Annotated in this window: 39 protein-coding genes; 10 read left to right on the forward strand and 29 right to left on the reverse strand. The window is 36.9% G+C overall.

Annotated elements, in window-relative coordinates:
* Positions 1 to 118: 118 nt before the first annotated feature.
* The 9 genes from miaB (at position 119) to LB450_RS08800 (ending at position 9,386) form a co-directional block, all read left to right on the forward strand.
* The gene (gene miaB, locus LB450_RS08760) at positions 119 to 1,576 is read left to right on the forward strand and encodes a tRNA (N6-isopentenyl adenosine(37)-C2)-methylthiotransferase MiaB (protein ID WP_224487544.1); all 1,458 of its coding nucleotides are present in this window, start codon (positions 119 to 121) and stop codon (positions 1,574 to 1,576) included.
* A gap of 13 nt (positions 1,577 to 1,589) precedes the next feature.
* Positions 1,590 to 2,861, forward strand: coding sequence for a sigma 54-interacting transcriptional regulator (locus LB450_RS08765; protein ID WP_224487545.1), 1,272 nt, complete (start codon positions 1,590 to 1,592; stop codon positions 2,859 to 2,861).
* Complete coding sequence (locus tag LB450_RS08770; protein WP_224487546.1) at positions 2,861 to 3,361, forward strand: LptE family protein; 501 nt, start codon at positions 2,861 to 2,863, stop codon at positions 3,359 to 3,361. The genes LB450_RS08765 and LB450_RS08770 overlap by 1 nt, the downstream gene beginning before the upstream one ends.
* The gene (locus LB450_RS08775) at positions 3,361 to 4,131 is read left to right on the forward strand and encodes a hypothetical protein (protein ID WP_224487547.1); all 771 of its coding nucleotides are present in this window, start codon (positions 3,361 to 3,363) and stop codon (positions 4,129 to 4,131) included. The genes LB450_RS08770 and LB450_RS08775 overlap by 1 nt, the downstream gene beginning before the upstream one ends.
* Entirely contained in the window at positions 4,131 to 4,460 is a 330-nt protein-coding gene (gene secG, locus LB450_RS08780) for a preprotein translocase subunit SecG (protein ID WP_224487548.1), read from the forward strand. Before LB450_RS08775 ends, secG begins: the two co-directional genes overlap by 1 nt.
* A 133-nt stretch (positions 4,461 to 4,593) precedes the next feature.
* The gene (locus tag LB450_RS08785; RefSeq protein ID WP_224487549.1) at positions 4,594 to 4,869 is read left to right on the forward strand and encodes a co-chaperone GroES; all 276 of its coding nucleotides are present in this window, start codon (positions 4,594 to 4,596) and stop codon (positions 4,867 to 4,869) included.
* 29 nt (positions 4,870 to 4,898) lie between these two features.
* Positions 4,899 to 6,530, forward strand: a complete 1,632-nt coding sequence (gene groL / locus LB450_RS08790; protein ID WP_224487550.1) for a chaperonin GroEL — start codon at positions 4,899 to 4,901, stop codon at positions 6,528 to 6,530.
* A gap of 220 nt (positions 6,531 to 6,750) precedes the next feature.
* On the forward strand, positions 6,751 to 7,737 hold the full coding sequence (locus tag LB450_RS08795) for a 2-hydroxyacid dehydrogenase (protein WP_224487551.1): 987 nt from the start codon (positions 6,751 to 6,753) through the stop codon (positions 7,735 to 7,737).
* A gap of 176 nt (positions 7,738 to 7,913) precedes the next feature.
* Positions 7,914 to 9,386: a S10 family peptidase gene (locus LB450_RS08800; protein WP_224487552.1), complete on the forward strand. Its 1,473-nt coding sequence runs from the start codon at positions 7,914 to 7,916 to the stop codon at positions 9,384 to 9,386.
* Positions 9,387 to 9,461: 75 nt separating this feature from the next.
* On the opposite strand, the gene azu is transcribed toward LB450_RS08800, so the two are convergent.
* The 3 genes from azu to eno form a co-directional block, all read right to left on the reverse strand.
* Complete coding sequence (gene azu, locus LB450_RS08805) at positions 9,462 to 9,974, reverse strand: azurin (protein WP_224487553.1); 513 nt, start codon at positions 9,972 to 9,974, stop codon at positions 9,462 to 9,464.
* A 22-nt stretch (positions 9,975 to 9,996) separates the two neighbouring features.
* On the reverse strand, positions 9,997 to 11,277 hold the full coding sequence (locus LB450_RS08810) for a citrate synthase (protein ID WP_224487554.1): 1,281 nt from the start codon (positions 11,275 to 11,277) through the stop codon (positions 9,997 to 9,999).
* Positions 11,278 to 11,420: 143 nt separating this feature from the next.
* A complete protein-coding gene (gene eno / locus LB450_RS08815; RefSeq protein ID WP_224487555.1) occupies positions 11,421 to 12,713 on the reverse strand; it encodes a phosphopyruvate hydratase in 1,293 nt (430 codons plus the stop codon).
* Between the two features lie 216 nt (positions 12,714 to 12,929).
* Here eno and LB450_RS08820 point away from each other — a divergent pair, with 216 nt between their 5' ends.
* Positions 12,930 to 13,475 carry a fasciclin domain-containing protein gene (locus tag LB450_RS08820; protein WP_224487556.1) on the forward strand — a complete coding sequence of 182 codons (546 nt, stop codon included), beginning with the start codon at positions 12,930 to 12,932 and terminating at the stop codon, positions 13,473 to 13,475.
* Positions 13,476 to 13,520: 45 nt separating this feature from the next.
* On the opposite strand, the gene carA is transcribed toward LB450_RS08820, so the two are convergent.
* The 26 genes from carA to rplB form a co-directional block, all read right to left on the reverse strand.
* The gene (carA, locus tag LB450_RS08825) at positions 13,521 to 14,639 is read right to left on the reverse strand and encodes a glutamine-hydrolyzing carbamoyl-phosphate synthase small subunit (protein ID WP_224487557.1); all 1,119 of its coding nucleotides are present in this window, start codon (positions 14,637 to 14,639) and stop codon (positions 13,521 to 13,523) included.
* 71 nt (positions 14,640 to 14,710) lie between these two features.
* Positions 14,711 to 15,196 carry a 50S ribosomal protein L17 gene (gene rplQ / locus LB450_RS08830; protein ID WP_224487558.1) on the reverse strand — a complete coding sequence of 162 codons (486 nt, stop codon included), beginning with the start codon at positions 15,194 to 15,196 and terminating at the stop codon, positions 14,711 to 14,713.
* Positions 15,197 to 15,223: 27 nt separating this feature from the next.
* Complete coding sequence (locus LB450_RS08835; RefSeq protein WP_224487559.1) at positions 15,224 to 16,216, reverse strand: DNA-directed RNA polymerase subunit alpha; 993 nt, start codon at positions 16,214 to 16,216, stop codon at positions 15,224 to 15,226.
* 21 nt (positions 16,217 to 16,237) lie between these two features.
* A complete protein-coding gene (gene rpsD, locus LB450_RS08840; protein WP_224487560.1) occupies positions 16,238 to 16,843 on the reverse strand; it encodes a 30S ribosomal protein S4 in 606 nt (201 codons plus the stop codon).
* 74 nt (positions 16,844 to 16,917) lie between these two features.
* Entirely contained in the window at positions 16,918 to 17,301 is a 384-nt protein-coding gene (rpsK, locus tag LB450_RS08845) for a 30S ribosomal protein S11 (protein ID WP_093364575.1), read from the reverse strand.
* A gap of 8 nt (positions 17,302 to 17,309) precedes the next feature.
* Positions 17,310 to 17,684, reverse strand: a complete 375-nt coding sequence (rpsM, locus tag LB450_RS08850; RefSeq protein ID WP_224487561.1) for a 30S ribosomal protein S13 — start codon at positions 17,682 to 17,684, stop codon at positions 17,310 to 17,312.
* Positions 17,685 to 17,686: 2 nt separating this feature from the next.
* Positions 17,687 to 17,803, reverse strand: a complete 117-nt coding sequence (gene ykgO, locus LB450_RS13835; protein ID WP_015361145.1) for a type B 50S ribosomal protein L36 — start codon at positions 17,801 to 17,803, stop codon at positions 17,687 to 17,689.
* Positions 17,804 to 17,808: 5 nt separating this feature from the next.
* Complete coding sequence (gene infA, locus LB450_RS08860) at positions 17,809 to 18,024, reverse strand: translation initiation factor IF-1 (RefSeq protein ID WP_093364570.1); 216 nt, start codon at positions 18,022 to 18,024, stop codon at positions 17,809 to 17,811.
* 2 nt (positions 18,025 to 18,026) lie between these two features.
* On the reverse strand, positions 18,027 to 19,367 hold the full coding sequence (gene secY / locus LB450_RS08865; RefSeq protein WP_224487562.1) for a preprotein translocase subunit SecY: 1,341 nt from the start codon (positions 19,365 to 19,367) through the stop codon (positions 18,027 to 18,029).
* Positions 19,368 to 19,378: 11 nt separating this feature from the next.
* Positions 19,379 to 19,831, reverse strand: coding sequence for a 50S ribosomal protein L15 (gene rplO / locus LB450_RS08870; protein ID WP_224487563.1), 453 nt, complete (start codon positions 19,829 to 19,831; stop codon positions 19,379 to 19,381).
* A gap of 4 nt (positions 19,832 to 19,835) precedes the next feature.
* Positions 19,836 to 20,018 carry a 50S ribosomal protein L30 gene (rpmD, locus tag LB450_RS08875; RefSeq protein ID WP_224487564.1) on the reverse strand — a complete coding sequence of 61 codons (183 nt, stop codon included), beginning with the start codon at positions 20,016 to 20,018 and terminating at the stop codon, positions 19,836 to 19,838.
* Between the two features lie 10 nt (positions 20,019 to 20,028).
* Positions 20,029 to 20,553: a 30S ribosomal protein S5 gene (gene rpsE / locus LB450_RS08880; protein ID WP_224487565.1), complete on the reverse strand. Its 525-nt coding sequence runs from the start codon at positions 20,551 to 20,553 to the stop codon at positions 20,029 to 20,031.
* A 3-nt stretch (positions 20,554 to 20,556) separates the two neighbouring features.
* Entirely contained in the window at positions 20,557 to 20,913 is a 357-nt protein-coding gene (gene rplR, locus LB450_RS08885; protein WP_224487566.1) for a 50S ribosomal protein L18, read from the reverse strand.
* Positions 20,914 to 20,915: 2 nt separating this feature from the next.
* Positions 20,916 to 21,458: a 50S ribosomal protein L6 gene (gene rplF, locus LB450_RS08890; protein ID WP_224487567.1), complete on the reverse strand. Its 543-nt coding sequence runs from the start codon at positions 21,456 to 21,458 to the stop codon at positions 20,916 to 20,918.
* An 18-nt stretch (positions 21,459 to 21,476) separates the two neighbouring features.
* Positions 21,477 to 21,875: a 30S ribosomal protein S8 gene (gene rpsH, locus LB450_RS08895; RefSeq protein ID WP_224487568.1), complete on the reverse strand. Its 399-nt coding sequence runs from the start codon at positions 21,873 to 21,875 to the stop codon at positions 21,477 to 21,479.
* Positions 21,876 to 21,896: 21 nt separating this feature from the next.
* A complete protein-coding gene (rpsN, locus tag LB450_RS08900) occupies positions 21,897 to 22,166 on the reverse strand; it encodes a 30S ribosomal protein S14 (RefSeq protein ID WP_224487569.1) in 270 nt (89 codons plus the stop codon).
* A gap of 2 nt (positions 22,167 to 22,168) precedes the next feature.
* Positions 22,169 to 22,720 (reverse strand): 50S ribosomal protein L5, encoded by a 552-nt coding sequence (gene rplE / locus LB450_RS08905; RefSeq protein WP_224487570.1) that lies wholly within the window; start codon positions 22,718 to 22,720, stop codon positions 22,169 to 22,171.
* 2 nt (positions 22,721 to 22,722) lie between these two features.
* Positions 22,723 to 23,034: a 50S ribosomal protein L24 gene (gene rplX, locus LB450_RS08910; RefSeq protein ID WP_224463632.1), complete on the reverse strand. Its 312-nt coding sequence runs from the start codon at positions 23,032 to 23,034 to the stop codon at positions 22,723 to 22,725.
* Between the two features lie 10 nt (positions 23,035 to 23,044).
* Complete coding sequence (gene rplN, locus LB450_RS08915) at positions 23,045 to 23,413, reverse strand: 50S ribosomal protein L14 (protein ID WP_019039498.1); 369 nt, start codon at positions 23,411 to 23,413, stop codon at positions 23,045 to 23,047.
* Positions 23,414 to 23,415: 2 nt separating this feature from the next.
* Positions 23,416 to 23,673, reverse strand: coding sequence for a 30S ribosomal protein S17 (gene rpsQ, locus LB450_RS08920; RefSeq protein WP_019039497.1), 258 nt, complete (start codon positions 23,671 to 23,673; stop codon positions 23,416 to 23,418).
* An 11-nt stretch (positions 23,674 to 23,684) separates the two neighbouring features.
* A complete protein-coding gene (gene rpmC / locus LB450_RS08925; protein WP_224487571.1) occupies positions 23,685 to 23,876 on the reverse strand; it encodes a 50S ribosomal protein L29 in 192 nt (63 codons plus the stop codon).
* Positions 23,877 to 23,882: 6 nt separating this feature from the next.
* On the reverse strand, positions 23,883 to 24,302 hold the full coding sequence (gene rplP / locus LB450_RS08930) for a 50S ribosomal protein L16 (RefSeq protein WP_224487572.1): 420 nt from the start codon (positions 24,300 to 24,302) through the stop codon (positions 23,883 to 23,885).
* A gap of 22 nt (positions 24,303 to 24,324) precedes the next feature.
* The gene (gene rpsC / locus LB450_RS08935; RefSeq protein ID WP_224487573.1) at positions 24,325 to 25,035 is read right to left on the reverse strand and encodes a 30S ribosomal protein S3; all 711 of its coding nucleotides are present in this window, start codon (positions 25,033 to 25,035) and stop codon (positions 24,325 to 24,327) included.
* A gap of 7 nt (positions 25,036 to 25,042) precedes the next feature.
* A complete protein-coding gene (gene rplV, locus LB450_RS08940) occupies positions 25,043 to 25,450 on the reverse strand; it encodes a 50S ribosomal protein L22 (protein WP_224487574.1) in 408 nt (135 codons plus the stop codon).
* 7 nt (positions 25,451 to 25,457) lie between these two features.
* Positions 25,458 to 25,736 (reverse strand): 30S ribosomal protein S19, encoded by a 279-nt coding sequence (gene rpsS / locus LB450_RS08945; RefSeq protein ID WP_224487575.1) that lies wholly within the window; start codon positions 25,734 to 25,736, stop codon positions 25,458 to 25,460.
* A gap of 3 nt (positions 25,737 to 25,739) precedes the next feature.
* Positions 25,740 to 26,567, reverse strand: a complete 828-nt coding sequence (gene rplB / locus LB450_RS08950) for a 50S ribosomal protein L2 (protein ID WP_224487576.1) — start codon at positions 26,565 to 26,567, stop codon at positions 25,740 to 25,742.

Below are 26,567 nucleotides of genomic sequence, written 5' to 3' on the forward strand. Positions count from 1 at the left end.
CCTCCTATGTTCAAACTTAATCTTTTTTTATTTAAAAATGAATTTTTAAAAAACAACAAAATGACAGTTTGTCAGTAAATCTATATCCCCTATCTTTGCGAAAACTTTAAAGCTTTACATGGAGAAGATTATTGACGAAACTCTGCAAGGCCAGACTCTGGTGAAAGAAGAGAAAAAAAGCAATTCCAAAAAACTTTATATTGAAAGTTATGGTTGCGCTATGAACTTTAGCGATAGCGAAATTGTAGCCTCCATATTAGACCAGCAAGGTTACAATACTACAAGAGAATTAGCTGAAGCCGATCTCGTTCTTGTGAACACCTGTTCCATAAGAGATAAGGCAGAGCAAACCGTAAGAAAGCGTCTGGAGAAATTTAACGCTATCAAAAAAGACAATCCCTCTATGAAAGTGGGTGTTTTGGGCTGTATGGCAGAACGCTTAAAACATAAATTTCTAGAAGAAGAAAAGATTGTTGACTTAGTCGTAGGTCCAGATGCGTATAAAGATTTACCCAATCTCTTGCATGAAGTTGAAAACGGCAGAGATGCCATCAATGTTATTCTTTCCAAAGAAGAAACTTATGGTGATATTTCTCCTGTAAGATTGCAAAGCAACGGCGTTTCTGCTTTTGTTTCCATCACCAGGGGATGCGACAATATGTGTACCTTTTGTGTGGTTCCGTTTACACGTGGTAGAGAAAGAAGTCGTGACCCGAAGAGTATTTTGGACGAAGTCAAGGATTTGTGGGCCAAAGGCTTTAAAGAAATCACCTTGTTAGGGCAAAATGTTGATAGCTATTTATGGTATGGTGGTGGCCTGAAAAAAGATTTCAAAAATGCTACTGAAATGCAAAAAGCAACCGCTGTTAATTTTGCTGATTTACTTGATGTGGTCGCTAAAGCACAACCGGGAATGCGCATTCGTTTTTCGACTTCCAATCCACAGGACATGACCCTGGACGTGATTGAAGTTATGGCCAAACACCATAACATTTGCAACTACATTCATTTACCAGTACAAAGCGGAAGCGATAGGATTTTGAAAAAAATGAATCGCTTACACACTCGAGAAGAATACTTCAAGCTCATCGATAACATCAGATCTATCATACCGGACTGTGGGATTTCGCAGGACATGATTGCTGGATTTCCTTCAGAAACTGAAGAGGATCATCAGGACACCTTATCGCTGATGAAGTACGTGAAGTATGATTTTGGCTACATGTTCGCCTATTCTGAGCGCCCGGGAACTTTAGGCGCCAAGAAATTTGAAGATGATATTCCAGAATCTACCAAAAAGAGGAGACTTCAGGAGATTATTGATCTGCAGCAAGAGCATTCACGATTCACCACAGAACAGCACTTAGGACAAGTAGAAGAAGTATTGATTGAAAAAGAATCCAAAAAGTCAAATCTACAATGGAGCGGTAGAAATACTCAAAACACTACCGTCGTATTTCCTAAAGAAAACTATAAAGTTGGCGATTATGTATTGGTGAAAATGAAAGATTGCACGAGTGCCACTTTAATTGGTGAAGCAGTAGGTTATGGTCCTATGCAACCCACTTTATCCTAAATTAAATCAGACTATGGAATCACCACAAGCTGTAAAGCAGCGATTTGAAATTATAGGGAATGATCCCAGCCTTAACAGAGCGATTGAGAAATCCATTCGTGTTGCTCCAACAGACATTTCGGTTTTAGTTACCGGCGAAAGTGGAGTTGGTAAAGAAAGCTTACCAAAAATCATACATGCCTTATCTCACAGGAAGCATGCTAAGTATATCGCCGTCAACTGTGGCGCGATACCGGAAGGCACTATAGATAGCGAATTATTTGGACATGAGAAAGGCGCCTTTACCGGGGCTAATCAGGCTCGTGACGGCTACTTCAAAGAAGCCGATGGCGGTACGATTTTCCTCGACGAAGTTGGAGAGTTACCGCTGACTACTCAAGTAAGGCTGCTTAGAGTCTTGGAAACCGGAGAGTTTATAAAAGTAGGCTCTTCCAAAGTTCAAAAATCCAACGTAAGGATTGTAGCTGCTACCAATGTGAATATGATTGAGGCTATCAAGAAAAATAAATTCAGAGAAGATTTATACTACAGATTGAACACGGTAGAAATCCACCTGTCCCCACTCAGAGAAAGGCGTGCCGATATTCATTTATTATTTAGAAAATTTGCATCAGATTTTGCTTTAAAGTATAAAATGCCGACGATGCGGCTTACCGACAAAGCCGTAAAAGCTTTGGAAAATTGCAGCTGGCCAGGCAACATCAGGCAACTGAAAAATGTCACTGAACAAATTTCAGTTTTAGAAACTGAAAGAGAAATCGATGAAACTACTTTAATTCATTATTTACCTAAAAGCTCAAACTTACCTTCGGTCATTTCAGAAGAAAAAAGGAGTAAGAGTGATTTCAGTAACGAAAGAGAAATTCTTTATAAGGTCCTTTTTGACATGAAAAATGACCTCAATGATCTCAAGAAACTGACCATGGAACTCATGGAAAATGGAAATGATGAAAGTTTTAAAGAGGAAAACATCAATCTTATCAAAAAGGTGTATGGCGAATCTGCTGCAGAAAAAGAATTTACTGATGAATCTCATGAAGAACAGTTAGAAATTTTGCAGCTTCCCAATCAGAAGAAATCCAGAGAGACAGAGCCAAGAATTGAAGACCCCTACGATTATGCTGAAGATATTGAAGAAGAAGAAACCTTATCCTTACAGCACAAAGAAGTGGAACTCATCAAAAAGTCTCTGGATCGTCATCACGGTAAACGCAAACCTGCAGCAGACGAGTTGGGAATAAGCGAAAGAACACTTTATAGAAAAATTAAGCAATACGATTTATAATGAAGATTAAACTTCTAATAGCTTTCTTATGTATGCTAAGCCTGCAATCCTGTGGATACTATTCTTTCACAGGAGCTGACACTGGAAATGCAGAAACTTTTCAGGTCAATTACTTTCAAAATAATGCTCAGTTAGTGGAGCCAGGAATAGACAGAGATTTCACACTACGACTTCAGGATTTAATTCAAAATCAAACCAAATTAGGCCTGGCCAACAACAACGCAGATTTGATTTATGAAGGAGAAATCACCAGGTATTATATTGCTCCTATGACTTCTACAGCAGACAGCAGAGCTGCACAAAACAGGCTTACGATAGCAGTAAATGTTAGGTATTATAATACTTTGGATCCCGAAAAAGATTTTGAGCAAACCTTTTCTTTTTATTACGACTACCCGGCTAATTCGCTCTTAACAGGAGCTTTAAGGGAGGAAGCCATAGAAGAAATTTTTTTAAGAATCACTCAGGACGTGTTTAACGCTTCACTAACCAATTGGTAATGGATAAGGAATCTCTACTTGAGCTCATTAAATCACCTATGCAATTCGAGACAAAAACCTTGAGTTCCATCGATGAGACTATAGAGCAGTACCCCTATTTCCAACCGCTTTATGCGATAAAACTCAAGTTATTAAAACACTACGGAAGTTTTCATTACAATAGGTTTTTAAAAGAAACTGCAGCTAGAACTCAGGACAGAGCTGTACTTTTTGATTTTATTACTTCTGAAAAATTTTCTCAATTAGAAATTGCACATAAGATAGATTTAATGATTGAGCATGAAAGAGAAAATGCTGAATTTGAAATCAATGAAGAAATTGCTGATCAGATAAACGATCCAGACCTGTTTATTGAAAAAGAACCAGCTCCTAAAGAAGAAGCGGGAAAACCCCTGGATTTCAATCCTTCTGAGACACATTCGTTTAAAGAATGGCTGAAACTCACTCAGATTCAGCCTTTAGAAGAAAAAAAAGACACCCGGGAACAGTTCGTAGCCAACCCTCAATTTCAAGTCATAGATGAGTTTATAAAGAACAACCCTAAGATTGTTCCTACGAAATCCTATGAAACTTCAGACAAAATAAAAGCGAAACATGAACCCTCATCCAGCCTTATGACTGAGACTTTGGCCAGGGTGTACACCGAACAAAAACGTTATGATAAAGCTATACAAGCATTTAAGATATTAATTTTGAATAATCCCGAAAAAAGTACTTTCTTTGCAGACCAAATTCAAGAAATAGAAAGACTTAAAGAAAATAAATTATAATGAGTACATTTTCCATATTTTTAATCCTAATTGTAATCGTAGCCTTTTTGCTAATCGTTGTTATCATGGTCCAAAACCCTAAGGGTGGAGGCTTGTCTTCATCATTTGGAGGCGGGGGCTCACAGCAAGTAGGAGGCGTAAAACAAACCTCAGATTTTCTAGATAAAAGTACATGGGCACTTGCCACATTGCTTCTGATTTTGATTTTATTATCCAACGTGACTATCATCAACAACCGAACGATGCAGGACTCAAAGTTACTCGATGAAAATCAGGCTCCAGTTGAAAATACGCAAACCAACAATTTACCTCCTGTAGATCAGGAATAGAAATTTATCCTAAGATTTTAAAATGCCAGCTTATGACAAGCTGGCATTTTTTTTTTACTAATTGACAGCTATTTTCTATTGGCACACTTTTAGCCTATGTTTTAGAAATTAAAAACCTAAAAACTTATTTATAATGGCAGTAAACATTAAACCATTGGCAGATAGAGTGCTTGTAGAGCCTCAAGCCGCAGAAACTAAAACAGCTTCTGGAATCATCATCCCGGAAACCGCAAAAGAAAAGCCACAACGTGGTAAAGTAGTAGCTGTAGGTAGTGGAAAGAAAGACCATACAATGACAGTTAAAGTTGGAGATATGGTGCTCTACGGAAAGTTTTCAGGAACAGAGCTAAAGCATGAAAATAACGATTACCTCATCATGAGAGAGGATGACATCCTTGCAATCGTATAACCCAAACATTCAACAAAAAACTAAATAAAATGGCAAAAAATATAATTTTTGATATTGAAGCAAGAAATGGCGTAAAAAGAGGTGTTGACGCACTGGCTAACGCTGTAAAAGTAACTTTAGGACCTAAGGGTCGTAACGTCATCATAGGAAAATCATTTGGTGCTCCTATGGTCACTAAAGATGGTGTAAGCGTTGCTAAAGAAATCGAATTGGAAGATGCTTTGGAAAACATGGGAGCTCAAATGGTGAAGGAAGTAGCTTCCAAAACCAATGACCTTGCAGGTGACGGTACCACTACCGCTACCGTGCTGGCTCAGGCTATCGTGAAAGAAGGCTTAAAGAACGTCGCTTCCGGCGCAAACCCATTAGACCTTAAAAGAGGTATAGACAAGGCTGTAGAGGCTGTTGTTGCAGAGTTGACAAAGCAAGCAAAAACAGTTGGAGATACTTCTGAAGAAATTAAACAAGTAGCATCTATTTCAGCGAACAATGATGACCAGATTGGTGAATTGATAGCTGAAGCTTTTGGAAAAGTAGGTAAAGAAGGTGTAATTACTGTTGAAGAAGCTAAAGGAACTGAAACTTATGTGGACGTTGTAGAAGGTATGCAGTTTGACAGAGGTTATTTATCACCTTACTTCGTTACGGATAGTGAAAAAATGACAACTGATCTTGAGAATCCATACATCTTAATCGTGGACAAAAAGATCAATTCTATGAAGGATTTACTTCCTGTATTAGAACCAGCTGCTCAAAGCGGAAAACCTTTGTTGATTATCGCAGAAGATATCGAAGGTGAAGCTTTAGCTACACTTGTGGTCAATAAACTAAGAGGCTCATTAAAAATTGCTGCTGTAAAAGCTCCAGGATTTGGTGATCGCAGAAAAGCAATGCTGGAAGATATCGCTATTCTTACTGGCGGAACCGTTATTTCTGAAGAACGCGGATTCACTTTAGAAAACGCTACTTTAGACATGTTAGGTACTGCAGAAAATGTAACTATAGACAAGGACAATACAACTATAGTGAACGGAGCCGGAGAAAAAGATAACATCGTAAACCGTGTGAATCAAATCAAAGCTCAGGTAGAATCTACTACAAGTGACTACGACAAAGAAAAATTACAGGAACGTCTTGCTAAACTTTCTGGCGGTGTAGGTGTGCTTTATGTAGGTGCAGCTTCAGAAGTAGAAATGAAAGAGAAGAAAGACAGAGTAGATGACGCATTACATGCTACGCGTGCTGCCGTAGAAGAAGGTATTGTAGCTGGAGGTGGTGTTGCATTGATCAGAACTTTGAAAGCTCTAGAAGGTCTTAAAGTTGAAAATGCGGACGAACAAACAGGAATCAATATCATCGCTAAAGCCATTGAATCTCCAATGAGGACCATTGTAGAAAATGCAGGCGGTGAAGCATCTGTCGTTATCAATAAAGTTTTGGAAGGTAAGCTGGGTTACGATGCCAAAACCAACACATTTGTAGATATGCTTAAAGCTGGTATCATAGACCCTAAGAAAGTCACGCGAATCGCTTTAGAAAATGCAGCTTCCGTTTCAGGAATGATTCTAACTACAGAATGCGCTCTTGTGGACATAAAGGAAGACGATAATGGTGGCGGCGGAATGCCACCAATGGGCGGCGGTATGCCAGGAATGATGTAATCATCACCCATACAGAATAAAATTAAAGCCGTTTCTTTCTCTAGAAGCGGCTTTTTTAGTTGAAGCTTATCCTGATTTTTAGTTCAAAACACGAGAATATAAAATGACTTAATCTGCAAGCCTCAAGCCGCTTAATCGCAAATATTTTATACTAAATTTACATGATTGACAACTTTGTAGTTTAAATTTGTAATGAGATACCTCTTCAAAACCAAACGCTATGAAAATTGCCTTTTTTAGTACAAAAAACTACGACAAAACTTACTTCAATTCTCACAACGAAAACCAAAATATTGTTTATTTCGAAACTCGTCTAAACAAAAACACTTGTAATCTGGCTAGTGGTTTTGATGCAGTTTGTGTCTTTGTGAATGATATTCTAAGCAGGCAAGTTATCGAATTGCTTCACGAACACGGCGTAAAGCTAATCGCTTTGAGATGTGCAGGGTTTAACAACGTGAACCTGGAAGCTGCAAATGAATACGGGATAAAAGTTTCTCGTGTTCCAGCTTATTCTCCAGAAGCAGTTGCTGAACACGCCTTGGCTCTAATTCTAACACTGAACCGAAAAACACATAAAGCTTATAACCGGGTTAAAGAATGTAATTTTTCACTAAACAATTTAGTTGGTTTTACTGTTTATAAAAAAACAGTTGGTGTCATTGGTACAGGCAGAATTGGACAAGCCTTTTGCAAAATCATGAAAGCCTTGGGTTGTGAAGTTATAGCCTTTGATCCCTATCCAAACCAGACGCTCAAAGATTCAGGAGTAACCTATGTAGAGTTAGATGACTTATTTAAAAGAAGTGACATCATCTCGCTTCATTGCCCATTGACAGAACAAACCAAACATATAATCAACGAAAACAGCTTAAAACAATTAAAGCCAAATAGCATGCTTATCAACACCAGCCGTGGTGCGCTTATTGATACTGAAGCAGTCATCCAAGCCTTAAAAGACAAACAAGTTGGTTATTTGGGTATAGACGTGTATGAGCAGGAAGATAAGTTGTTTTTTGAAGATTTATCCGAACATATTATTGATGACGATTTGATTTTAAGGCTAATTAGTTTTCCAAATGTTTTAATCACTTCACATCAGGCTTTCCTAACTCAGGAAGCCCTTAATGAAATATCAAAATCTGTTTTAAATGATATTTCTCATTTTGAAAAAACTCAAGAACTGATCAACCCCGTTGAAATTTAAGCCATAATCATTTTAAGGTTGCTTTTAGGTCTTCAAAAGAAGAAGACTGACAGGTCAAATCAACCCCATTTTAATCAACTGGTTTTAGTTCGAATATCAGTTTGGTCAAAAAAACTACATGCATATTTTAGATTATTCTGAATGGCTTAATTATATTAGGGCAAAAATTCAGATAAATGAAAAAAATAATAGCATTACTTACGATTTTTAGTTCATCACTTGCATTCTCACAGTCGATCGAATTCGAGGTGGATAAAACGGTAACTTCAAATCATGAAGTCACCATCAACGGTAAAAAATTAAATTACACAGCAGAAACCGGGATGCAGCCTGTCTGGAATGAGCAGGGAGAACCCATAGCAGGTTTACAATTCACCTATTATAAAGTAGGAGACAATGCAGAAAGACCTTTAGTCATTTCCTTTAATGGTGGCCCTGGCTCAGCTTCGGTTTGGATGCACCTGGCCTATACAGGTCCAAGAACATTAAAAATAAGCAATGAAGGGTTTCCCACTCAACCCTATGGCTTTAAAGAGAACCCGTATAGCATTTTGGATGTTGCCGACATCGTTTATGTCAATCCAGTGAACACAGGTCATTCCAGACCAATACTAGATGAAGAGGGCAATTTTAACAAAAAAACTTTTTTTGGAGTTAATGCAGATGTCGATTATCTGGCCAAATGGATAAACACCTTTGTAACCAGAAAAGATAAATGGTTAGCTCCAAAATACCTCATAGGAGAAAGTTATGGAACCACTCGTGTATCTGGTTTGGCTAATGAACTTCAAAATTCACATTGGATGTACATCAATGGGGTGATTCTCGTCTCTCCAACCGAATTGGGAATTGAAAGAGATGGTCCTGTTGAAGTTGCCAATAGATTGCCTTATTTTGCTGCGGCAGCCTGGTACCATAAAACCTTAGCACCAGAATTACAGAATAAGCCAGTTTTGGAACTGCTGGACGAAGTGGAAACCTTTACAATTCAAGACCTTATTCCAGCACTTACAAAAGGCGGATTTTTAGACGTTGAAACGAAGATGGAAATCGTCAAAAAAATGTCTTATTATTCCAGCATAGATGAAGAGGTCTTTCTTCAAAATAATCTGGAAGTTCCGTTCAATACATTTTGGAAAACCCTAAAGATAGAAGATGGCTATACAGTAGGAAGATTGGATTCCAGGTACTTGGGCTTGGATGAAAAAGAAGCAGGAACCCGACCAGATTACAATTCAGAATTAACGTCCTGGCTGCAATCCTTCACCCCGGCTATTAATCATTACTTAAAACATGAACTGAATTACAAAACAGATTTACAGTACAATATGTTTGGCAATGTTTACCCATGGGATAGAACTCAAAACAATACTGGTAAAGAATTAAGACAGGCTATGGCTCAAAACCCTAGCATGCAGGTGATGATTCAATCTGGATTGTTTGATGGAGCTACCACCTATTTCAATGCTAAATATACCATGTGGCATATCGACGAAAGCGGGAAGATGAAAGACAGATTTCATTTTAAAACCTACGAAAGCGGACACATGATGTACCTGCGCAGAGAAGACTTAAAGACGGCAAATGATGACATCAGAGAATTTATCAAAAAGAGCTTGCCAAAAGACAACGCTCCAATAAAATACTAAGATTTTATTATCTCAACTAAAAATGCCTTTCAGGAGTCCTGAAAGGCATTTTTTAATTTAAAAAAACTTATAAAATTACTCTACTATAAATGTTCCGTTCATCAAGGCAACATGCCCTGGAAAACTGCAGACATAATCATACTTGCCTTTTTCCGGTGCCTGAAACGTGATTTCAGTTTTCTCGCCTCCACCAAGCATCTCGGTATGAACGATTATAACATCAGAACTCTCTGGAATGTAGTCGTTGTCTTTAAATTCTAAAGCTTCCTGACTAAATTCCTGGACATTCGTTCCTTCTTCGAGTAAAACAAAATTATGTCCCATTGTTTCTTTGGACATTTTACCAACATGTTCAAAAGTTAAAACCACTTTATCACCAGCTTTCACCTTTATCTCAGATTTGTTATACCTCATTTGGTCATTACCAGTTAAATAAACTCTGGTGATACCATCTTCTTTCTCATTTTTAGGCTCAGCTGTTGTTGAGTTAAGCTTTATAGAGTTCTCTTTTTTCTCTTCTTTTTTACCATCTCCACCACAACTCATCAGAAGTGTTGCAGAAAATAATAACATAAATATCTTTTTCATAGTTTTAATTTTATTTTTGAATTTATCTTTTTTCAATAGGTTTAAGTGTTCTGTGTGTCTCTCCAGTATACACTTGTCTTGGTCTTCCGATAGGCTCTTTTTGTAAACGCATTTCTCTCCATTGAGAAATCCAGCCTGGAAGTCTTCCAAGAGCAAACATAACGGTAAACATATTCGTTGGTATATCTAATGCTCTGTAAATGATACCAGAATAAAAGTCAACATTTGGATATAATTTTCTGTCTACGAAATAGTCATCTTCCAGTGCTTCTTTTTCAAGACCTTTAGCAATATCCAACACAGGGTCCTGAACACCAAGGTTACTTAAAACTTCATCAGCAGATTTTTTGATGATTTTTGCTCTAGGGTCAAAGTTTTTATAAACTCTATGACCAAATCCCATCAATCTAAATGGATCATCTTTATCCTTAGCTTTGGCCATGTACTTTTTAGTATCACCTCCATCTTCTTTAATTCCTTCCAGCATATCAATTACAGCCTGGTTGGCTCCACCGTGAAGTGGCCCCCATAAAGCTGAAACCCCTGCTGAGATTGATGCAAATAAACCTGCATGAGAAGAACCTACTATTCTTACAGTAGATGTAGAGCAGTTTTGCTCATGATCAGCATGTAAAATTAATAGTTTATTGAGTGCAGAAGAAACAACAGGATCAACTTCATAATCTTCGTTAGGTTTCTTGAACATCATTTTTAAAATATTATCGACATAACTCAATTTGTTATCTCCATAATCAAAAGGCTGACCTTTAGATTTCCTCAAAGCCCATGAACAAATCACTGGGAATTTAGCAAGCAATTTTACAATAGCCTGATACATTTCTCCTTTGGATTCTACATTTACAGAAGAAGGATTAAAAGCGATCAAAGCACTTGTCAATGAAGAAACTACTCCCATAGGATGAGCTGACTTTGGAAAACCATCAAGGATTTTCTTCATCTCTTCATCTACATGAGATTCTTTTTTTATATCTGTATGAAAACTATCTAATTCAGTTGTAGTTGGTAATTCACCGAAAATCAATAAATAAGCGACTTCAAGAAAAGTTGCATTTTCTGCTAAATCTTCAATAGCATAACCTCTGTATCTTAAAATACCTTTTTCACCATCCAGAAAGGTGATGGCACTCTCACAGGAACCCGTGTTTTTGAAACCTCTGTCTAAAGTGATGAGACCTTGGGTAGAACCTCTTAATTTTGAAATATCTATTGCATATTCATCTTCACTTCCTTTAACTACTGGGAAGGAATAATCCTTACCATCAAAACTTATTTTAGCGTCCATATATTGTAATTTTTACTTGTTTGAAATTAAAGAACAAATTTACAAAAAAGGGTCTTAAAAAAGCGTTAACAAACCATTATAAGTGTCTGTTAACGCTTAATCTTAACTTAATTTAATAAGAAATAATAGCTTCGTCTCCTGTATTATTTTTTAATTTTAAAAGCATTTAATTTAGGAAAATAGGCATTATCTCCTAGCTCCTCTTCAATTCTTAGTAACTGATTATATTTTGCCATACGATCGCTTCTAGAGGCAGATCCTGTTTTAATCTGACCTGTAGATAAAGCCACAGCTAAATCTGCAATTGTATTGTCCTCAGTTTCACCGGATCTATGAGACATCACAGAGGTATATCCCGCGTTATGTGCTAAATTTACAGCTGCAATTGTTTCTGTTAGTGTTCCAATTTGGTTCACTTTAATCAAAATTGAATTAGCTATTTTATTAGTGATTCCCTTCTGAAGTCGTTTCACATTAGTCACAAAAAGATCATCACCGACAAGCTGAACTTTATCACCTATTTTTTCAGTAAGTATCTTCCATCCATCCCAGTCATCTTCATCCATTCCATCTTCTATTGAAATGATAGGGTACTTTTCTGAAAGCTCTGCCAGATAACTTGCCTGTTCTTCAGATGACATTGTCTTTGCAGCATCACCTTCAAATTTCTTGTAATTGTATTTTCCGTCTTCATAAAATTCCGCTGCAGCACAGTCTAAAGCAATCATCACTTCGTCTCCAAATTTGTAACCAGCATTTTCTACTGCCAATTTTATAGAGTCCAGTGCATCTTCAGTGCCATCGAGTTTTGGAGCAAATCCACCTTCATCTCCAACAGCAGTACTCAAGTTTCTATCCTTTAAAACTTTTTTCAGGTGGTGAAAGATCTCCGTACCCATTTTTAAGGCATGAGTGAAGTTTTCAGCTTTTACAGGCATTACCATAAATTCCTGAAAAGCAATTGGAGCATCGCTATGAGAACCTCCATTGATGATGTTCATCATTGGAACAGGTAGTGTGTTTGTAGAAACCCCGCCTATATATCTATATAAAGGCAGATTTAATTCATTTGCAGCTGCTTTTGCTGCTGCCAAAGAAACGCCTAAAATGGCATTAGCACCAAGCTTAGATTTATTTTCAGTTCCATCCAGGTCAATCATAATCTGATCGATTTCAGATTGTTCAAAAACTGAAATTCCAAGTAAATTATCTGCTATAGTAGTATTTACATTTTCAACAGCTTTAGAAACTCCTTTGCCCATATAATCTTTTCCACCATCTCTCAATTCTACGGCTTCATGAACTCCGGTAGAAGCTCCGGACGGAACTGCAAACCTCCCTAAAGTACCCATTTCTGTAACTACATCAACTTCAAGAGCTGGATTTCCTCTGGAGTCAAATATTTGTCTGGCGTGTATGTCTAAAATTGCGCTCATTTTTATGTGTTTTTTTGGTTTGTTGCAATTTACAAAATTAAAGCTTACTTAAATCATTTTCAAAAGACTAGATAAGGCGCTGGAACGTTATAGTTGATTAATAATATTAAGATAATAATCAGTAAAACACTTACAATGTCTAGTTAAATAATGAGAATTTAAAAACCGTAGCTGTCTCACTTACGTACATTTAATAAAAATATAAAAATAAATGCTATGAAAAATTTAAAAATGCAACTCGTATTAGTAATGAGTGTTCTTGTAACCACGCTTTCTTATGCTCAGACTAAAATGGTAGGCGGCGCAGAAATGTATCCAAGTAAAAACATCATTGAAAATGCAGTAAATTCAAAGGATCACACCACTTTAGTCGCTGCAGTAAAAGCAGCCGAACTGGTAGAAACCTTGTCCAGTGATGGTCCGTTTACGGTTTTTGCTCCCACCAATGCGGCTTTTGGAAATTTACCGGAAGGGACTGTCGCAACTTTGCTAAAGCCAGAAAACAAAAAACAATTACAAACTGTACTGACTTACCACGTCATAGCTGGAAAATTTAATGCTAAAGATGTGATTGCCGCTATCAAGAAAGGCGGAGGAAAAGTAGAGCTTAAAACAGTAAGTGGAGGAACGCTGACAGCTATGCTGGATAATGGAAGTGTAAAAATCATGGATTCCAAAGGCAATATAGCTACTGTAACTGTTGCAGATGTCAATCAGTCTAACGGGGTTATACACGTTGTTGATACTGTTTTATTACCTTAAGCTGGTTTCAAATAAAATAAAAAAGTGGGCAGTTGCCCACTTTTTTTATGCTTTTACTTTTTGTTTAGACATCATATCGAAAAAATCGTCGAACAGATAAGTGGCATCATTTGGACCCGGCCCTGCTTCAGGATGGTACTGAACAGAAAAACAAGGCTTACCTTTTATGTGAACGCCTGCTACAGATTGGTCATTAAGATGGATGTGAGAAATCTCTACTTGAGAATTGTTAACCGTTGACTCTTTATCTATGGTAAATCCATGATTTTGAGAAGTGATTTCACTTTTACCGGTTTTCAAATTCTGAATAGGATGATTGATACCTCGATGCCCTGTATGCATTTTTAAGGTAGGTATCCCCTCGGACAATGCAATGATTTGATGACCCAGACAAATTCCAAACGTTGGGACTTCATTTGAAATGCACTTCTTAGCAAGCTCAATGGCGGAAGTTAGTGGCTCTGGATCACCGGGACCATTAGAAATAACAATTCCGGTAGGATTCCATTCCATCAAATCTTCAAAAGAAGAATCGTAAGGGAATACCTTTATGAATCCTCCCCTATCCACAAGTCGTCTTAGGATGTTTTGTTTGGTACCTAAATCCAAAACTGCAATTCTATGGTCTGACAGTTTATCGCCTAATGTATATGCTTTCTTGGTAGACACTTTCGAAGCCAGTTCCAGACCTTTCATTGACGGATGCTGGTCTAATTCTTTCATCAAAGCATCAAGATCTCCCGTATCAGTAGACATGATAGCATTCATAGCGCCATTTTTCCTGATATGAGAAACAAGAGCTCTCGTATCTACATCAAAAATCACCGGTAAATGAGCATCCTCAAGGAAGTTTTCCAGAGATTCATCAGAATTAACTCGCGAAGGAGTGAATGAGAAATTTTTACAAATCAAGCCAGATATTTTTACAGAATCGGATTCACTTTCATCCGAATTGACTCCATAATTACCAATATGAGCATTGGTAGTCACCATAATCTGACCAAAATAAGAGGGATCGGTAAAGATTTCCTGATATCCAGTCATTCCGGTATTAAAACAAATTTCTCCCAACCTGTTAGAGGAAAATTTTTCAGTTGTTTTTCCATGAAAAACAGTTCCGTCGGCAAGAAGGAGTACAGCAGGTGTTTTTAAATTGTATTTCATAAGTAAATATAAAAAAAGGGATAAACTATAAAAAGTTTATCCCTTTGGTTGATAATAATAAGTTTGGGTTATTAAGCCTCATCAGTTTTTGTTTCAGTATCGTTTGAAGTCTCTTCAACCTGGTCTTCAACTTTTACTTTTTTACCAGCACGTCTGGTAGATTTCTTCTTAGCCTGTTTCTTACCTGGTGTGTAAACTTCATTGAAATCAACAAGTTCGATCATTGCCATTTCAGCGGCATCACCAAGCCTGTTACCAAGTTTAATGATACGAGTGTAACCACCTGGACGCTCACCTACTTTAGGTGCAACTTCTCTAAAAAGTTCTGCAACCATATATTTGTCTTTCAATTTTGAAAAAACCAAACGACGATTATGGGTGGTATCCGATTTAGATTTAGTAATTAACGGCTCAACATACTGTCTCAAGGCTTTAGCCTTAGCAACAGTAGTATTTATTCTTTTATGCTCAATTAGGGAACACGCCATATTAGAAAGCATTGCTTTTCTATGTGAGGTAGTTCTTCCTAAGTGATTAAATTTCTTTCTATGTCTCATGATTAATGTATTTTGGGCTTAACAAAGCTAGTCTTTGTCAAGTTTATATTTTGAAAGATCCATTCCAAAGTCAAGACCTTTGTTTTCAACAAGTTCTTCTAATTCAGTAAGTGATTTTTTACCGAAGTTTCTAAACTTCATCAAATCGCTTTTGTTATGAGATACCAAATCACCTAAAGTTTCGACTTCTGCAGCTTTAAGACAATTCAATGCTCTGACAGATAGATCTAAATCTACAAGTTTGGTCTTAAGCAACTGTCTCATGTGAAGTGATTCCTCGTCATAAGTTTCTGCCTGAGACATCTCTTCGGTTTCAAGTGTTATTCGCTCATCAGAGAACAACATAAAGTGATGAATCAAAGTCTTAGCAGCTTCAGTAAGTGCATCTTTAGGATGAATTGAACCATCACTGCTTATCTCGAAAATCAGCTTTTCGTAGTCAGTTTTTTGTTCAACTCTAAAGTTCTCAATGCTATACTTTACATTTTTAATAGGTGTAAAGACAGAATCAGTAAAAATTGTACCAATAGGTGCTTTAGACGTTTTATTTTCTTCAGCTGGAACGTAACCTCTTCCTTTTTGAACTGTAAGTTCAAGATTAAGGGATACTTTCTTATCCATTGTACAGATTTCAAGATCTGGATTTAAGATATCAAATCCTGTCAGGTATTTTTGAAAATCACCTGCTGTCATTTTCTCATTACCAGAGAAAGAAATGGAAACGGTTTCGTTATCCACATCTTCTGCTTTTTTCTTGAATCTAATTTGCTTAAGATTTAATATGATTTCAGTAACATCTTCAACAACTCCTTCGATCGTAGAGAATTCGTGATCAACACCTTCTATTCTTACTGAAGTGGTTGCAAAACCTTCCAATGATGATAACAGCACCCTACGCAAAGCGTTACCTACTGTTAGACCGTATCCTGGTTCTAATGGTCTAAATTCGAAAGTGCCCTCAAAATCGGTAGAATCGATCATGATAACTTTATCGGGCTTTTGAAAATTAAATAATGCCATAAATTTGAGTGTTGTCAGTTATTATTTAGAGTACAATTCAACGATGAATTGCTCATTAATTTTTTCAGGAATCTGAGATCTTTCTGGTATAGCAACAAATGTACCTTCCATCTTTTCGCTATTCCATGTCATCCATTCATGAACAGATTTACTATTTGAAAGAGATTCTTGGATTACGTTTAGAGATTTTGATTTCTCTCTTATTCCAACAACATCGTTTGGTCTCACTTGGTAGGATGGTATGTTTAAGATTTCACCATTAACAGTGACGTGTTTATGAGAAACCAATTGTCTAGCAGCACTTCTGGAAGGTGCAATACCTAATCTAAAGGCTACGTTGTCTAATCTGGACTCACATAATTGAAGCAATATCTCACCAGTAATTCCTGAAGATTTATTGGCTTTATTAAACATATTACGAAATTGCTTTTCTAAAATACCGTAAGTATATTTAGCTTTTTGCTTTTCCATCAACTGAACAGCGTATTCAGACTTCTTGCCTCTTCTTCTGTTATTCCCGTGCTGTCCAGGAGGGTAATTTCTTTTTTCGAAAGATTTGTCGTCGCCAAAAATGGACTCGCCAAATTTTCTTGCTATTTTGGTTTTAGGACCGGTATATCTTGCCATAGTTATGAATTTAGTATTAATCTATTATGAATTAAGGTCTTATCCTTCGATAATAGTAATAGGATTAGTAGTAATTAGACTCTTCTTCGTTTTGGAGGTCTACACCCATTATGTGGTATTGGAGTTACATCGATAATCTCAGTAACTTCTATACCTGAATTATGTAAAGATCTGATGGCGGATTCTCTTCCGTTTCCAGGACCTTTTACATAAACTTTTACTTTACGCAAACCTGCTTCGTGTGCCACTTTACTTGCATCTTCAGCAGATAATTGTGCAGCATAAGGAGTGTTCTTTTTACTACCTCTAAAGCCCATCTTACCAGAAGATGACCAGGAAATAATATCGCCGTTTTTGTTGGTTAACGAAACGATGATATTATTGAAAGAGGCAGAAATATGAGCTTCGCCATATGCATCTACAACTACTTTACGCTTTTTTGTTGTTGACTTTGCCATTTTACTTATTATTTAGTTACTTTTTTCTTGTTAGCAACTGTTTTTCTTCTTCCTTTTCTTGTACGAGAGTTATTTTTGGTTCTCTGACCTCTCAATGGAAGTCCGGATCTATGTCTAATTCCTCGGTAACAACCAATATCCATCAATCGCTTGATGTTGATTTGTACTTCAGATCTTAACTCCCCTTCAATGGTAAAGTTACCTACCTGCTCTCTAATTTTACCGATTTGATCATCATCCCAATCTGAAACTTTGATGCTTTCGTCTACACCGGCACTGTTAAGAATTCTTTGAGCTCTGCTCTTACCGATTCCGAAGATATAAGTTAAAGCTATAACTCCGCGTTTTTGTTTTGGTATATCTACACCTGCAATTCTAGCCATAATTATCCTTGTCTTTGTTTAAATTTAGGATTCTTTTTGTTGATGACATAAAGACGTCCTTTTCTACGAACGATCTTACAATCAGCACTTCTCTTTTTTATTGATGCTCTTACTTTCATAGTATTTAATATCTATAGGTTATACGAGCCTTAGATAAATCGTAAGGACTCATTTCTAATTTCACTTTATCACCTGGTAAAAGTTTGATATAATGCATTCTCATTTTACCAGATATATGAGCGGTAACTATATGCTCATTTTCGAGTTCTACACGAAACATTGCATTAGACAATGCTTCTATTATAGTTCCGTCTTGTTCTATCGAGGGTTGTTTTGCCATAATTATGCGACTGCTTTTCTATTTTTACCAGATTTCATTAATCCATCGTAATGTCTATTCAAAAGAAATGAGTTCACCTGTTGAATAGTATCTATTGCAACACCTACCATAATAAGTAAAGAAGTACCTCCGAAGAATAGTGCCCAACCTTGTTGTACGTTCAAAAGTGATACCACAATAGCAGGAAATATGGCAATCAATGCCAAAAACACAGAACCTGGTAATGTAATTTGAGACATAATTCTATCTAAATATTCAGAGGTTTCGGATCCCGGCCTAATGCCTGGAATAAATCCGCCACTTCGCTTCAGATCATCTGCCATTTTGTTTGTAGGAACTGTAATCGCCGTATAGAAATAGGTAAATACAATAATTAGAATTCCAAAGGTGAGGTTATACCAAAATCCAAACATATCCTGAAATGCAGCAGTAATTCCCTGAGCCATTTCTGTGTCTGACAAGCCAGCCACAGCAGCAGGAATAAACATGATTGCCTGTGCAAAAATGATAGGCATTACACCAGAAGCGTTCAACCTTAGCGGAATGAATTGTCTTGCGCCTCCAACTGAAGCTTTTTCAAATTTACCTGATGCGTTTTTTCTTGCATATTGTACCGGAATTTGTCTAACAGCTCTTACCAGCATAACAGAAGCAAGGATAATGACAAACCAGATTACCAATTCAACCAGAATTAAAATCAGACCTCCGTTGGATTCAAATACTCTGGAAACGAATTCCTGAATAAATGCCTGAGGAAGTGTGGCGATAATTCCAACCATTATCAATAATGATATTCCATTTCCGATGCCTTTATCTGTAATTTTCTCACCTAACCACATGGCAAAAATACAACCAGTAGTCAGTATGACTACAGATGAGGCTACGAACGTAAAGGTACTATCCATCAAAAATGCGGAGCTTGGTAAAATGTTATAAAGATTCATAATGTAACCAGGCCCTTGTACTAAGGTAATAGCAATGGTTAACCATCTTGTAATCTGAGTAATCTTTTTCCTTCCGCTATCGCCTTCTTTCTGAAGTTTCTGAAGATATGGAATAGCAATCGTCATTAATTGAACAACAATAGAAGCTGAAATGTAAGGCATTATACCCAACGCAAAAACGGAAGCATTAGAAAATGCACCACCTGTAAAAGCGTTCAGTAAACCAAGAATTCCACCGTCGGTTTGAGAGGATAAACTAGCTAATTGAGCTGCATCAATCCCTGGTAATACGATTTGAGCACCAAATCTATAAACCAATAGTAAACCTAAGGTGAGAAGAATTCGATTTTTCAATTCTTCTATTTTCCAAATATTCTTTAATGTTTCAAAAAACTTCATAAGGTGACTGGTTAAATAGTGATCGCTTCTCCACCTGCTGCTTCAATTGCAGATTTTGCAGAAGCAGAAAATTTGTGAGCAGAAACTTTCAATTTTGCTTTCAATTCACCTCTACCTAAAACTTTAAGGGGTAAATTTTTATTGACTTGATCCATTGCATGCAAGGTGCCGAAATCTACAGCATCAGAAATAGATTTATTATCTACTAATTCTTGCAGACGGTCCAAATTAATGGTTTGGTATTCAACTCTATTTGGATTTGTAAATCCAAATTTAGGAACACGTCTTTGCAAAGGCATTTGTCCACCTTCGAAGCCAATCTTTCTAGAATAACCAGAACGAGATTTAGCACCTTTATGTCCTCTACCAGCTGTTCCACCATTTCCAGTAGCTTCACCTCTACCGAGTCTCTTGCTAGTGGTTTTGACAGAACCTTTGGCAGGTCTTAAATTGTGTAATTCCATAGTATTAGTTTATTTCTTGTACAGAAACTAAATGTTTAACTTTATTAATCATGCCCAACAAAGAATCTGAAACTTCAAATTCATTAGACTGGCCGATTTTTCTTAAACCCATCGCTTCCAAAGTAAGCTTCTGGTTTTTTGGACGCTTGATAGCGCTCTTGGTCTTTGTAACTTTAATTTTAGCCATAATAAGGGTCTTAACCATTAAATAATTTCTCGAGGGTAATTCCTCTTTGTCTAGCTATTTGCTCAGCTCCTCTTAATTTCAAAAGAGCATCAAAAGTAGCTTTTACCATGTTATGCGGGTTGGATGAACCTTGGTTTTTAGAAAGGACGTCATGGACACCAACAGATTCTAAAACCATACGGGTTGGTCCACCAGCAATAACACCAGTACCTTGAGAGGCAGGCAATAAGAAAACTCTGGCTCCACCATACTTACCTAATTGCTCATGTGGCAATGTAGATTTATGTAATGGAATTCTAACTAAGTTTTTCTTAGCATCTTCAACAGCTTTCGAAATAGCATCGGCAACCTCTTTAGATTTACCTAAACCATGTCCTACTACACCGTTTTCATCACCTACAACAACAATAGCAGAAAATCCAAATGCTCTACCACCTTTTGTAACTTTAGTAACACGTTGAACTCCAACTAGACGATCTTTAAGATCTAGTCCACCTGGCTTTACTGTTTCAACATTTTTATAATCTTGATACATATTTTAAAATTTTAAGCCTCCTTTACGAGCACCTTCGGCTAATGATTTTACTCTTCCGTGGTATAAATAACCACCTCTATCAAAAGAAATTGAATCTATTTTTTTATCCAAAGCTTTTTTAGCAATGGCTTCACCAACAATAATAGAAGCCTCAGACTTCGTTTTCTCGGTGACATCAATTTCTTTATCTCTTGAAGATGCTGAAGCTAATGTAACTCCATTAACATCATCAATCAATTGCGCATAGATATCATTGTTACTTCTGAACACGGAAAGCCTTGGCTTAACTGGTGTTCCAGTAATTGTTTTTCTAACACGCTTGCGTATCTTAAGTCTTCTTTTTTCTTTAGAAAATCCCATAATTAAGCTGATTTACCTGCTTTTCTTCTTATATATTCACCTACGTATCTGATACCTTTTCCTTTGTAAGGCTCAGGTCGTCTAAATGAACGAATTTTAGCAGCTACTTGTGAAACAAGTTGTTTGTCAAATGACGATAATTTTATAATCGGATTCTTACCTTTTTCTGAAATAGTTTCCAACTTTACTTCAGGCGCCAAATCTATAACAATGTTATGAGAAAAGCCAACGGCGATATCTAATTTTTGACCTTGATTGGAAGCTCTGTAACCTACTCCTACAAGCTCAAGTTCTTTCGTAAAGCCTTCAGTAACACCTTGAATCATGTTGAATACAAGTGATCTGTATAAACCATGCTTAGCTTTGTGTGTTTTTTTATCTGAAGGTCTTTCAAAATTGATTTCATTGTCCTCAATTTTGACAGTAATTTCACTGAAAGTTTGTTTCAACTCACCGAGCTTACCCTTTACTGTGATAGTATCATCTGTTAAATCGACTGTAACGCCTTCTGGAATACTAACTGGACTGTAACCTATTCTTGACATAATTTTTGTCTTTTTATATTAGTATACGTAACAAAGGATTTCACCTCCAACATGTTCTCTCTGAGCTTGCTTCCCTGTCATTACTCCTTTTGAAGTAGAAACTATGGAAATCCCTAAGCCATTAAGTACTCTTGGAATCTCTTCTGAGCCGGAATATTTTCTCAAACCAGGCTTACTGACTCTCTGTAATTTTTTAATTACGGGATCGTTTGTAAACTTGTCATATTTTAAGGCAATCTTGATAACACCCTGGGTCTCATCATCGATAAACTTGTAACTTAAAATATATCCTTGGTCGAACAATATTTTTGTGATTTCCTTCTTTAGGTTAGAAGCCGGTATTTCCACAACTCTGTGAGTTGCTAAAACTGCGTTTCTAACTCTAGTTAAATAATCTGCAACTGGATCAATATTCATTTTATTGCATTTTTAAATTAATTACCAACTTGCTTTTTTAACCCCTGGGATAAGACCTTGATTTGCCATCTCTCTAAACATTACTCTAGAAAGTCCAAATTGTCTCATGTATCCTTTTGGTCTACCTGTAAGCTTACATCGGTTATGCATTCTCACTGGAGAAGCATTCTTAGGTAGTTTTTGTAAAGCCTCAAAATCTCCAGCTTCTTTCAAAGCCTTTCTTTTTTCAGCATATTTCTCAACCATTTTCTGGCGTTTCACCTCACGGGCTTTCATTGATTCCTTTGCCATAATTATTTCTTTTTAAATGGTAATCCCAGTTCAGTTAATAAAGATTTTGCTTCTTGATCAGTTTCTGCTGTGGTCACAAAACTTATGTCCATCCCTGAAATTCTATTTACTCTGTCAATGTTTATTTCAGGAAAAATAATTTGTTCAGTAATACCCAAGTTGTAATTTCCTCTACCATCAAATCCATCTGGATTGATACCGTTGAAATCTCTTACTCGTGGTAATGCCGAAGTTATTAATCTATCCAAAAATTCAAACATTCTATAGCCACGAAGAGTTACTTTAACACCGATTGGCATTCCCTTTCTTAATTTGAAAGAAGCAACATCCTTTTTTGACATAGTCTGTACAGCCTTTTGGCCAGTGATCATAGTAAATTCTTCGATAGAGTGATCTATCAGTTTTTTATCTGCGATAGCTGCGCCAACACCTCTACTCAAAACAATTTTTTTGAGTCTTGGAACTTCCATAGTATTCGAATAACTATACTCTTCTCTAAGAGCTGGAAGTATCTTGCTGTTGTATTCTTCTTTTAATCTTGGTACGTAACTCATAATTAAATCACTTCATTTGTTTTCTTAGCAACTCTTACTTTCTTGCCATCCTCTATTTTGGTTCCAAGTCTTGTCGTATTACCGTCTTTGGTAATTAGGGACAAATTTGAAACATGAATAGGAGCTTCTTTTTTAGTAATTCCACCTTGTGGATTCGTTGCAGAGGGCTTTTGATGTTTTGAAATCATATTGACTTCTTCAACAATGGCCTTATCTTTTTTTACAAGTATATCTAATACTTTGCCTTCTTTTCCTTTATGATCACCAGCAATTACTCTTACTTGATCACCTTTTTTAATTCTACTTCTTTTCATGATGATAGATTTAAAGCACCTCTGGTGCAAGTGAAACAATTTTCATAAACTGATTTTCACGAAGTTCTTTGGCAACTGGTCCAAATACACGTGTACCTCTCATTTCTCCTGTTGGATTTAATAAAACGCAGGCGTTGTCGTCGAAGCGGATGTAAGATCCGTCTGGACGTCTTACCTCCTTACTTGTTCTTACAACTACAGCTGTAGAAACAGCACCTTTTTTTATGTTACCATTTGGAGTAGCTTCTTTAACGCTGACTACAACTTTATCGCCAACGGAAGCATATCTTCTATTCGTACCCCCTAGGACACGAATAACTAAAACTGATTTAGCACCAGTGTTGTCTGCTACTCTTAATCTTGATTCTTGTTGTACCATAGTTATTTAGCTCTTTCAATTATATCAACCAATCTCCAGCGTTTTGTCTTGCTAAGAGGTCTTGTCTCCATAATTCTTACTGTATCACCGTCATTGCAGTCATTTTTTTCATCATGTGCAACGTATTTTTTCGTTTTCAAAACGAACTTACCATACATTGGATGCTTTATTTTTTTGACTTCAGAAACGACAATGGATTTATCCATTTTGTTGCTCGTCACAACACCGATACGTTCTTTTCTTAAATTTCTTTTTTCCATTGTAAGTAGAATTAATCTAATTCTCTTTTTGTAATTTCGGTAGCGATTCTCGCAATTGATCTTCTGATTTTTTTAATCTCAGAAGGATTTTCTAAAGGAGAAAGGACATGTGACATTCTCAAATCAGACAATTTTGTCTGGTGATTTGCTAATTCTTCATGCAATTCTTCTACCGAAAATTCTTTTACTTCAGATTGTCTCATCTTTATTTATTCTTGATAATCTCTAGCGACTATAAATTTTGTTTTAACAGGTAATTTCTGGGCTGCCAGTCTCAGTGCTTCTTTAGCTACACTTTGAGGCACACCTCCCAATTCAAATAAAATACGGCCTGGCTGAACAACAGCTGCCCAATATTCTACTGAACCTTTACCTTTACCCATACGGACTTCAAGAGGCTTTTTGGTGATCGGCTTGTCTGGAAATATTTTGATCCAAATAGAACCTTCCCTTTTCATGTAACGCGTTGCTGCGATACGAGCGGCCTCAATTTGTCTTGCTGTAACAAAAGAAGAATCTAAAGATTTGATTCCAAAAGTTCCGTTAGAAAGTCTGTGACCTCTTTGTGACACACCCTTCATACGACCCTTTTGTTGTTTACGAAATTTTGTTCTTTTAGGCTGTAACATTTCTTATCTTAATCTTTAATGATTATTTTCTACGACGTGCTTTAGGTCGTCTCGCTTTTCCTTTGGTCTCATTTTTTGCCAGGCCAACCAATGGAGATAACTCTCGTTTTCCATAGACTTCACCTTTCATGATCCATACTTTAATACCCAATCTACCGTAAGTAGTATGAGATTCAACTAAAGCATAATCAATATCAGCTCTAAAGGTAGACAAAGGAATTCGTCCTTCTTTATAAGTTTCAACACGAGCCATTTCTGCTCCGTTTAAACGTCCAGATACTTGAATCTTGATTCCCTCAGCATTCATTCTCATAGCTGCTGCAATTGCCATTTTTGTAGCTCTTCTATAAGAAATCCTGTTCTCAACTTGCCTTGCCACACTGGTAGCTACAAGATGGGCATCTAATTCGGGTCTCTTGATTTCAAAAATATTGACCTGAACTTCCTTATCCGTAATTTTTTTGAGCTCTTCTTTTAACTTGTCTACCTCTTGACCACCTTTCCCGATAATAATACCTGGTCTGGCAGTAGTGATAGTAACGGTTACAAGTTTAAGCGTACGCTCAATAATTACGCGCGAAACACTAGCTTTCGATAAACGAGCATGGATATACTTCCTAATCTTGTGATCTTCTACAAGATTTTCACTGTAATCCTCGCCTCCGTACCAGTTGGACTCCCATCCCTTAATGATACCAAGTCTATTGCCGATTGGATTTGTTTTTTGTCCCATAGTCTATCTAGCTTTCAGTGTTATTTTTTTCTCCTAGTATAAGAGTGACATGGTTAGAACGCTTACGAATTCTGTGAGCACGACCTTGTGGTGCCGGGCGCAAACGTTTTAACATACTGCCACTATCAACTTTAATCTCTTTTATAAAAACTCCAGCTTGCTCAAGATCTGCATCTTCATTTTTAGCTTGCCAGTTCGCTATAGCAGATAGAACTAATTTCTCTAATCTACCAGAAGCTACTTTAGTGCTAAACTTTAATATCTGCAAAGCGTGAGCAACATCCTTACCTCTCACCAAATCAGCAACAAGTCGCATTTTACGTGGAGATGTTGGACAGTTGTTCAATTTTGCAATAGCAAGTTGACTTTTCTGTTCCTTGAGCATTTCTGCTCTATTTCTTTTTCTTACTCCCATTGTTCAATTATTTTTTTCCTTTATTCTTGGAACCCTGGTGACCTCTGAAAGTACGGGTAAGAGAAAACTCTCCCAGTTTATGTCCTACCATGTTCTCTGTTACAAAAACAGGTACGAATTGTCTTCCGTTATGGACACCAAAAGTCTGACCAACGAAATCAGGAGTAATGGTGGATGCTCTAGACCAAGTTTTGATCACAGATTTCTTACCTGAATCAAGGTTTTGAGCAACTTTTTTATCTAATTTATAATGGACAAAAGGTCCTTTCTTTAATGAACGTGCCATATCTTATTTCTTTTTACGTTCTATGATGTGCTTATTACTAGGCTTCGTCTTAGAACGTGTTTTATAACCTTTAGCAGGTATACCGTTTCTTGATCTTGGGTGACCTCCAGAAGATTTACCTTCACCACCACCCATTGGGTGATCTACAGGGTTCATCACTACTGGTCTTGTTCTAGGTCTTCTTCCTAACCATCTACTTCTACCAGCTTTACCTGATATCGTTAATTGATGATCACTATTGGATACCGCACCTACTGTAGCAATACAGGAAGACAATACCATTCTGGTTTCCCCTGAAGGAAGTTTAATAGTAACGTACTTACCATCTTTTGCCATCAGCTGAGCGAAAGTTCCAGCACTTCTAGCCATTACAGCTCCTTGTTCTGGTCTTAACTCAACACATGAAATAATTGTTCCAAATGGAATTTGTGACAAAGGCATTGCATTACCAATTTCAGTTGGAACCTGAGAACTTCCTGAAACTATTTTTTGACCTACCTTGATTCCGCTAGGCGCGATAATGTAACTTTTCTCTCCATCTTCATATTGTAACAATGCGATAAATGCAGTTCTGTTAGGATCATACTCTACAGTCATAACTTCTGCCTGGATATCTTTCTTATCCCTTTTGAAGTCAATAATTCTGTAACGCTTCTTATGACCACCACCAATGTAGCGCATGGTCATCTTTCCTGAGTTATTTCGTCCACCTGAACGTTTGCGAGGAGCAAGCAGAGATTTCTCTGGCTTGCTAGCAGTAATGGCATCGAAGCCATTAGCTACCTTAAATCGCTGTCCTGGTGTGTTTGGTTTTAATTTTTTAACCGACAT

Origin of the sequence: Psychroflexus curvus, assembly GCF_020164585.1 — a bacterium.
In the GTDB taxonomy this organism is placed as follows: Bacteria; Bacteroidota; Bacteroidia; order Flavobacteriales; family Flavobacteriaceae; genus Psychroflexus; species Psychroflexus curvus.